At 47.5% G+C, this 8,664-nt stretch carries 7 protein-coding genes; 2 read left to right on the top strand and 5 right to left on the bottom strand.

From position 1 onward, the window contains the following. Positions 1-639: 639 nt before the first annotated feature. Positions 640-1,131, top strand: a complete 492-nt coding sequence (locus QZP87_RS10970) for a hypothetical protein (RefSeq protein WP_291322966.1) — start codon at positions 640-642, stop codon at positions 1,129-1,131. Positions 1,132-1,389: 258 nt separating this feature from the next. On the opposite strand, the gene QZP87_RS10965 is transcribed toward QZP87_RS10970, so the two are convergent. Together QZP87_RS10965 and QZP87_RS10960 are read right to left on the bottom strand one after the other, a co-directional pair. Beyond that, positions 1,390-2,400 (bottom strand): rod shape-determining protein, encoded by a 1,011-nt coding sequence (locus QZP87_RS10965; protein WP_291322965.1) that lies wholly within the window; start codon positions 2,398-2,400, stop codon positions 1,390-1,392. A 765-nt stretch (positions 2,401-3,165) separates the two neighbouring features. After that, positions 3,166-3,687, bottom strand: a complete 522-nt coding sequence (locus QZP87_RS10960) for a hypothetical protein (protein ID WP_291322964.1) — start codon at positions 3,685-3,687, stop codon at positions 3,166-3,168. A 365-nt stretch (positions 3,688-4,052) separates the two neighbouring features. Between QZP87_RS10960 and QZP87_RS10955 the strand changes: the two genes are divergently transcribed. Next, positions 4,053-4,790 carry an SDR family NAD(P)-dependent oxidoreductase gene (locus QZP87_RS10955; RefSeq protein WP_291322963.1) on the top strand — a complete coding sequence of 246 codons (738 nt, stop codon included), beginning with the start codon at positions 4,053-4,055 and terminating at the stop codon, positions 4,788-4,790. Positions 4,791-4,945: 155 nt separating this feature from the next. Here the strand turns inward: QZP87_RS10955 and QZP87_RS10950 are convergent, their stop codons facing one another. From QZP87_RS10950 to QZP87_RS10940, 3 genes are all read right to left on the bottom strand, one after another. Beyond that, complete coding sequence (locus tag QZP87_RS10950) at positions 4,946-5,362, bottom strand: MucR family transcriptional regulator (RefSeq protein ID WP_291322962.1); 417 nt, start codon at positions 5,360-5,362, stop codon at positions 4,946-4,948. 1,119 nt (positions 5,363-6,481) lie between these two features. Next, positions 6,482-8,125 (bottom strand): thiol reductant ABC exporter subunit CydC, encoded by a 1,644-nt coding sequence (gene cydC, locus QZP87_RS10945; protein ID WP_291322961.1) that lies wholly within the window; start codon positions 8,123-8,125, stop codon positions 6,482-6,484. Continuing rightward, positions 8,122-8,664: ATP-binding cassette domain-containing protein (locus tag QZP87_RS10940; RefSeq protein ID WP_291322960.1), on the bottom strand; the 543-nt coding region annotated here is incomplete at its 5' end. The genes QZP87_RS10940 and cydC, both read right to left, overlap by 4 nt.

Below are 8,664 nucleotides of genomic sequence, written 5' to 3'. Positions count from 1 at the left end.
GAAGATCTTTTTGGCACGGGCAACTTCGTTGCACACGGGCGGCTCTGCCGCTCACTGTTAGGGGAGTACGCCTCAAGTCTATTCTCGGTGGCGATTGCTGGCACCCCCTGAATAGTTACGTAATATCTGTGCAGGTTCACAAAACTTCGCGTCTGTAATTTTTGTATTTATGCAGAAAAGGTGTCGCGGGGACTGTTCCCGGGCCGGTTTCGGCATCCCCCTGTAAGTGACAGGCAGGATTAACCACGCGAACCACGCGCTTTGCGTGGTTAGAGTGGACTGAGTCCGCAACCCATGTGAAAGGATGTGGCATGGGGACTGGCTCTTCCGGGACCCACTTGTCCTAGAAAATGAGTCTTTTTTTCCCAAATTGATGCTCAAGTGGTTCCCGGAGTGCCTGTCCCCAGCTTCCCTGAAAAGCACTAAACAGATACTTTTTTGTTGACAATTATCTCAAAGTTTGATGATATGGTTTCCATATTTACGGGGGGTTAAATTTATGGTTAATGATTTCAGGTAGTTAAGTTGGTTTTGTTTTTTTCATGCTTACTTAAATGTATTGCGTAATCAGATAGAAACCTTTTCCAATTACATAACAGTTTAGACATAATGATTAAGAGCGCTAAACAGATACATAACTTGAAAGGTAAAAATGAACAAAAGGGGATAATAATGAAAAATCGTAATACATTTGGAGATGTGCCCTGGGAAATGCCTCAAGACCGCACGATACCAGTTTCTTATAGAGACGTAAGCACAGAAAATAAATTACGCAAAAAGTTGAATGAACTTAAAACTGTTAGAAAAAAATATATCGAAAAATATGATTCACTTGTTGAAGAAAACAATACTCTTCGTGCAAGAAACGAACAACTTGCAAATAAGTTAAAAGAGCTTTATATCGAATATAAAGATTTAAACGAAGATTATAAAGAACTTGAAGATTCTTTTGATAGATTAATGCAACTGCAAGATCAATATTGGGTAAGGTATGGGGCGCTGGTAAAAACTGTACAGCAGATTATTACAGAATTGCCCGAAATGAGCAAAAAGATTCATGAAAACTACAGAGAATATAAACTGATAGAGTATGAAGACTCTCTGGAACGTTTAACAGGAAAATTTGGATAAAAGTATTTGTTTTGCGCTTAGCAGGTAGCAAGGGGACTGGCTTTTCCTTCACGCCTGAGGCGTGATTGTCCCAGAATAATGAGTCGTTTTGAGCACAAAATGATGCTCAAGTTGTTTCCCGTACTGCCTGCCCCATGCTTTGATGTGACTAAAAAAATCATTTTTGCAGTCACATCTTACTGGGAGGGACAATCAGTTATGGGGTATCTGTTTAGCGCTTTGCATGTGACAAAGCGCTAAACAGGTACAAATTTTGAGTCAGGTATTATCAAAAAAAGCGTCCTCAAAAATGTCTTGATTATCAAGAATCATTCCGGCACCACGCACAACCGTAGTTAAAGGATCAGCATCTATTATAACTTCTATTGATGTATGCTGGGTAATGAAATCGCTCATTCCGTTGAGCAAAGAACCACCACCAGTTAAATATATACCATTTTTTAAAATATCACCTGCTATGCTGGGAGGCGTGATTGACAACACTTCTATTATACTCCGAACAATGGTATCCAAAGAATTCTGAATAGCATCTGTAATTTCATAGCTATGTAGAGTAATGTTCTTAGGAGTGCCCTTTATAAGACATTTTCCTTTAACGTCCATGGATAAATCATCATTAACAGGTATAGCACTTCCTATATTACATTTTATTTTTTCAGACATAAGTTCACCAATCGACAGACGATGTTTATCATGAATATACCTCTGAATTGTTTCATTGATCTCATCTCCTGCTACTTTTACCGACTTGAAAAGAACTAAAGACGATAAGGATATTACCCCAACCTCTGTAGTTCCGCCTCCAATATCTACAATCATATTGCCTTCAGCTTTATCGGTTGGTAATCCGGCACCTATGGCTGCTGCCATCAGTTCATTCACAAGCCTGACTTTTTTGGCCCCTATCAACCAGGCTGCTTCAGTGATTGCACGTTTATCCAGCTGGGTTATTCCTAATGGAACCCCTATGATAATAAGTGGTTTGAAAAGACGTTTTTTAGGCAATGACTTACGTATAAAGTAGTCGATCATTATTTGAGTTACCTCAAAATCTGATATTACTCCTTTGCTTAAGGCCTTCATTGAAATGGCATTGGGGTGGGTTCGCCCAGAAAATTCCCTGGCTGTATCTCCTACAGCAAGAATCTCTCTGCGGCGTTTATCCAGCAGTATGACTGAGGGTTCATTCAGAACAATGCCGTCTCCACGTCTGTATATCAAGGTATTAGCCGTACCCAGATCAATCGCCAGCTCGGTTCTAAAAATCATGTGGACACCCTTTTATTTCTGTAACCACAACGAAATGCTACTGACCATATCTTTTTATTGCCTAAAACATTTCATTTTGTCCATAATTATTTATAGCGCAAAATAAAACAAATAAAATGGGTATGTTAACACTACAGCGACACTTTGTGTAAATTTTGGTTCATCCGGCTAAAGCGTACGAAGCCGGGAAAAGGTTTAAAGCCATACTGAAGAAAATATTGTCTCTCGCCCGCTTCGAAGACTCGCTAGAGGCCCAGAGCGTAACCATTCAGGGGGTCCTCGGTGGTGTTTACCGGCACCAGGCCTGGGGGGACTGTCCCCGCTAAGTAATATCTGTGCAGGTTCACAAAACTTCGCGTCTGAAATTTTTGTATTTGTGCTGAAAAGGTGTCGCAGGGACTGTCCCGGGCCGGTTTCGACATCCCCCTGAATGGTTACCCCAGAGCTTGGGAGAAGAGAGAAGTCATTTTTTCATTACAGCCACCGGGGACAGGCACCCGGCACTTTTTTTCCTAAGGAAGACTTACGGATTATTATAAGTCCCCTTCGAGTTCAAATAAAGTGTCGTTGTAGTGTTAAAGCAAGGATAGTAATCAAGGTTTACGAACCAAAGCGATCTCTGCCCGCAACTAAAGATAAGAAAAGAGGAGACAGTTTAGCCATTTTCATGTGGCAGGGGGACTGGCTCTCCTTGCACATATTTTTAGCTGATGTGAAGATCATTATTGAAAAATATGTGCGGGGGTGCCTGTCCCCTGCTTTCCTTTATTGCTGTACTGTCGGATTATGGGGCAAAACCGTGACTCCTTTATTCGGGAGCAGGGCTGCCCTGAATCTTACAAAAGACGTGTTGGCATTTTCATCCATGCTCTGGACAATCATGGCCATTCCGATTTGGGGCTTGTTGAAATAAAAAAAGCTGGCGTGTTTGCCTCCAAGGAATAAAGGACCGTGGTAAAAGTCGAATTCTTTAATGTGAGTAACCAGCATGTTGGCGATTTTAGCATCCTGACTGACATACTGCTCTCCAACTTTTTGCAGAACCTGTTTTATCAGTTTGTTTTTGACGATTTTTCCAGCTGACATAAAATCTCTGTCAGAAGACAAGTGGTCTAAAAAGTATTGTCCAACCACTAAAATGTCTTTTTCATTTTGAATCAGGTCGTTCAATTCTTCAATTTTTTTCCGGTAAGCTGTTTTTGCTTTCATGGTAATGATCCTTATAGCTAACTCTGGCTGTGCCAGAAAGCCAGTTATAGTAACAGTTGAGCCATGTGCATGTGGCATGGGGACTGGCTCTCCCCGCACTTATTTTTAAAATGCCGTCAAACATCCTTCAGAAAAATAAGTGCGGGGTTGCCTGTCCCCTGCTTTCCTTAATGGATTGATAGTAACCATTCAGAGGGTCCTCGGTGACGATTACTGGCACCAGGCCCTGGGGACAGTCCCCAGTCATGCCAAAGGCGTGAGTGCCGGTAATCACCACTGAGGACCCCCTGAATGGTTATACTGAAATAACGGTTGAAAACAATTATTTTCAATGTCACGATGTCACGCTAGGGGACAGGCGCATTTAGCGGGTGTTTTCTGAATGCACTTACGACCCTCGCGACTGCTGACCAATTAACCTGAGTCTTCCCAAAGGAGCAAACATGTTAACAAAGAACTCAACCTTCATCATCACCGGTGCATCAATGGGCATTGGCAAGGCCATATCACTAGGTTTGGCAAAACAGGGCGTGAACCTTGTCTTGAACGCTCGCAGTCAGGAACTACTGGAAGAAACCGCCGCCCGATGCTCAAGTACCGGGATACAAGCGATAGCCGTTCCCGGAGACATATCACTGGCTGATACAGTTCTCCATTGTTTGAAAGCAGCTCAAAGAATCGGCAACCTGTCAGGTTTTATACATGTTGCCGGCTTGCTCTTTCCCGGGCCTACCATCTGGGAACTGGATGAGGATAAGTTTGCCAAAATTTTCGATGTCAACGTCAAAGCTTCGTATCTTATGATCAAATATTTTGTCCCAAAGCTTATATCAACCGGCCATGGAGTAGCAGTGTTTGCCGGTTCAGGTGCTGCAGAAATAACCCAGCCTGGAATAGCTGCATATTGTGCTGCTAAGGCGGCTCAGGAGCATCTTGTCAGACAACTGGCCGCTGAAAACAGCATAGTTATCAGTTTTATCTTTAGACCCGGTATTGTTGATACCAGAATGCAGGAACAGGCACGAGAGGCAAAAGGGGGTGCTGCCAAACATCTTCATCAAGTATTCAGGCCATGGAAGAAAAATAACCAGCTTTTGACACCAGATCAGTCAGCATCTGCGCTTATCAAAATCTTGCAAGGTGATATCAGGGGAAAACATGGTCAAATTGTGTCTGCCTAAAACTACATTGATTTGCCTTTATATTTTGAAACTTGAGAGTTAAAGGGCTGCTAAACGGTGGCTTGGTAAAAAGTTCACCCAGTTAAACCATACTTGCGTTTGACTGCCGGAGGCGGTGTTTAACCGGGTATTCTATGCCCACACGACGCGAGGCATCATGTTGTTTTTTTCCCGGGCATCTTAATTTCACGCTTTTTCCACAGTTCCATATCCTGCATTTTTTTGCGCCGCTCCCGGGCCAGTGATTTCGCCACAAGTGACTGGTTCTTCTTGTAGCCCCATTTGGCCTTGTACTCCTCAGTGGTTAAGTCATGCTTTGCAAAATGTTTTTTTGTCAGAACCTTGAAAGACTTGCCGCACTCCAGGCAGGTTATGCTTTTTTCTTTAATGGCCTTTTTAGGATCCACAGCAGGTTCTTGAGACTCTTTTTCCTTCGCTTCATCTGTCCTTGACGCTTCCTGTATCCCCGCAGACAGGGTTTTGATCATGGAATTAATCTCTTCCTCGGCCATATTCCTCACTGCGGCCTGGGCCTTGACGATCTCCAGAGCCTGTTTTACGTGGTCGTCCATTATTTTCTCCTTGGTTGAGTTATTCAAGATTTAAGGGTTGTTGCATGAGATATTGTACTTAGACGATACACAGGCATATGCATTTTTCAAAGCAGATTCAGAGATACCTGCCTTACTTCAGAATCAAAGTCAATATGTCTGTTTACAGCATCAGGTATAATTAAAACACTGCCTGAATCAGACATGGCCTGCAAGCATGGCATGATTCTGAAGCATATGCAATAGTTATTATCTGATATCTGTCAGCTCGTTACATGTCGTATGGACAGTTAATATCTCAGCCTTTGCTTGATGCAGGCATCCTGCAGGTTTTCTGCCATAAAAAAATTGCCGGGAATAACAGTTTAGCCCCTTTGTATGTGGCATGGGGACTGGCTCTCCCCGCACTTTTTTTAAAAGTGTCAGTTATCCTTCAGAAAAAGGTGCGGGGGTGCCTGTCCCCTGCTTTTCTTTTCAAAGAAAGCCAAGAGCTTTTGCCCACGGAACACACGAGAGAACACTGAAGCTTTTTCTTCTTATCGCTCCCACGCTCTTCGTGGGAGCGAATCTGGTCCGCTCTGCGGTCATTTTGGACACGGAGAACCATTCAGGGGGTCCTCTGTGGTGATTTCCGGCACAAGGCCTGGGGACTGTCCTCATCTGAGCATCCTTCATGGGGGAGATATGCCAATTTGCCTGTCTGCCAGGCGGGCAATGCCCCCGCACATATCCTTAAAACTATTTGCTACCTGCGCATACAAAGCCTGAAGAAACTCTAACGAATACATCAAGGCTGCGTTTAAAGATATGGGCGGGGCATGCTTCTGGGGAACTTTATTCTTCAAAACCGTGTGTGCAAAGCACCCGTGTGAAGCCTGAAGGCTTCCCGGGCCTAAAAAGATTTTTTTGGCACCCCAGTTGAATGCCCTGCGGGCCAGCTCTTTGAGCTATTCAATCACGCCATAGGCGTGACAGGCTGGCAATTTCGTTGCACATCCCAGTGAAACCAGCTACGCTGAAACTACGTTTGTTTCATCACGCCAGGGGCGTGATAGGCGGGCGGCTCTGCCGCTCACGGCTGGGTAGTACGCCTCAAGTCTATTCCCGGTGGCGATTGCTGGCACCCCCTGCATGGTTACGTCAGTCCATGCTGATGACCCGGTCCATGTATTCCAGGCCCATGCTGCGGTGGGTGATGAGGATGACCGTTTTTTGGGCCATGACTTCCTGCAGGGTGTCCCAGAGGGCTGCTTCAGTATCTTTGTCCAGGCCTTCTGTAGGTTCATCCAGCAGAAGTATGGGCGTATCCTTCAGCAGTGTCCGGGCGATGCACAGCCGCCTGGCCTGACCCCCGGAAAGCCTGAGTCCCGCCTGCCCCACCCGGGTGTCTAAGCAGTCCGGCAGAGAAGCGACAAAATCTTCCAGCCTGGCCCGGGCCAGGGCCTGCCACAGGTCTTTGTCCCGGGCATGGGGGCTTGCCAGGAGCAGGTTTTCTCTGATGCTGGAGTTGAACAGAAAACACTCCTGGGACACTACCCCTGTCCAGGAGCGCACGTCCTCGGCCCTGTAATCCTGGATGTTTCGTCCGCCCAGAAGTATCTGTCCCTGCTGCAGGGGGTAGAAACGAAGCAGGAGATTGAAAATACTGGTTTTGCCGGCTCCTGACGGGCCGGTTATGCCTGCTTTTTCACCAAAGCGGACCTGAAAGCTCATGGATTTTAACACCTGCTTACTTCTTCCGGGATAGGAAAAAGATACCTCTCTAAATTCAATGCTGAACTGTTCAGGAGCAGGCAGGGCCTCAGGGGGGTCCTGCACCAGGGGGTTCTGGTCAATAATGGAGAAAAGCCTCCGGGCTGAGGCCCTGATTCTGCCCCAGGCCTTGAATGCCGAAGGAAGCTGCTGCACTCCTTCAAAGCTTAGAAGGGCCAGTACCGCCAGCATGGGCAGATTTTCACCGGAAATTTTTCCTGACTGCACCAGGGGGATGACGATTATGAGGGTGCCCCATACTGAAAGCCCGACAAACAGGGTCATGCCCCCTTCGGCCCAGGCCTCCAGCTTAGAATACCTGGCCTGAATACTGGTCTGAATCTTGTTTTCCTTTTCCAGCTCAACAAGAATGCGCCTGGTCTGTCCCAGGACCACCAGTTCCTCCAGACCCCGGATGAGGTCCACCCCCAGGGAGCGCATCCTGGAAAGAGACTGTACCTGTCCCTGGCCGATGCTCATTCCCTGCCTGAGAAGAACCAGGGGCAAAACACCTCCGGCCAGAATCCACAGACAGCAAAGATAAAGGGCCAGGGCAGGGCTGAACCATCCTGCAAACAAAAATACAGCCAGCAGGGCCGCAGCCGCAGTGCAAAGGGGCAGGACGAAGCGCAGGTAAAACTGGTCTAAGTGGTCAATGTCGGCCTTGATGCGCGAAAAGACATCACCACTGTGTATGCCGGCCAGACCGGCCGGGGCCAGGGGCTCCAGACGGCTGAAAAACCAGACCCGCATGTGGGCCAGGAGCCTGAAGGTGGCTTCATGGGTAAAAAGTCTTTCAGCATACCTGCCCGCGGTGCGTACAATGGCCAGGGTGCGGATGCCGCCGGCCGGCAGATGATAGTTGAAGGGGACTCCGGTTATACCGGCCAGGGCCATGCAGGCCAGAAACCAGGCTGCCAGGGACAAAAGGGCGGCGTTGGCCAGGAGGGTGACTAAGGAGCAAAGCATACCCAGAAGCAGCCATTTCCACTGGGGCAGCATAATGGACAGCAGTCTGCCAAGCTCCTTCATGGCCGCTGCACCATATCCTGCCCGGGGGGCATGTCCTTCAGCTGTACTACCAGGTCCGCCCCGGGGAGTACATCCTGGTCATGGGTGCATATTATAACTGTTCTCTCTTCAGCCATTTCCAGCAGGGCGGTGTGAATTATATCCCGATTTTTCCGGTCCAGACCGGCTCCAGGCTCATCAGCCAGCACCAGGGGGCAGGGGCGGACAAAGGCCCTGGCCAGGGCCACCCTCTGGCGCTGGCCTCCGGACAGGTCCTGGCCGTCTTCTCCCAGAACGGTTGCATAGCCATGGGGCAGGGCCAGAATCTCCTGGTGGATGCCGGCCTTCTGGGCGGCCAGGTACACCTCTTGGGCAGAGGCGTTTTCATTGCCCAGTCTGATGTTTTCCAGAACGCTCAAGCCAAGCAGATGAGGCTTTTGGGGAAGATAGGCCGCATGCCTGAGCCAGGCTTCATTGTTTAGATGCGACAGGTTCGCGTCATTGACATATATTTGGCCCTGTCGGGGTGTTACAAGGCCCAGGACAAGGCGCAGGACCGT

The sequence above is a fragment of the Desulfonatronospira sp. genome, assembly GCA_003563255.1.
In the GTDB taxonomy this organism is placed as follows: Bacteria; Desulfobacterota; Desulfovibrionia; order Desulfovibrionales; family Desulfonatronovibrionaceae; genus Desulfonatronospira.
Note: the sequence above shows the minus strand (reverse complement) of the source record. Positions and strands in the feature narration are given on the sequence as shown.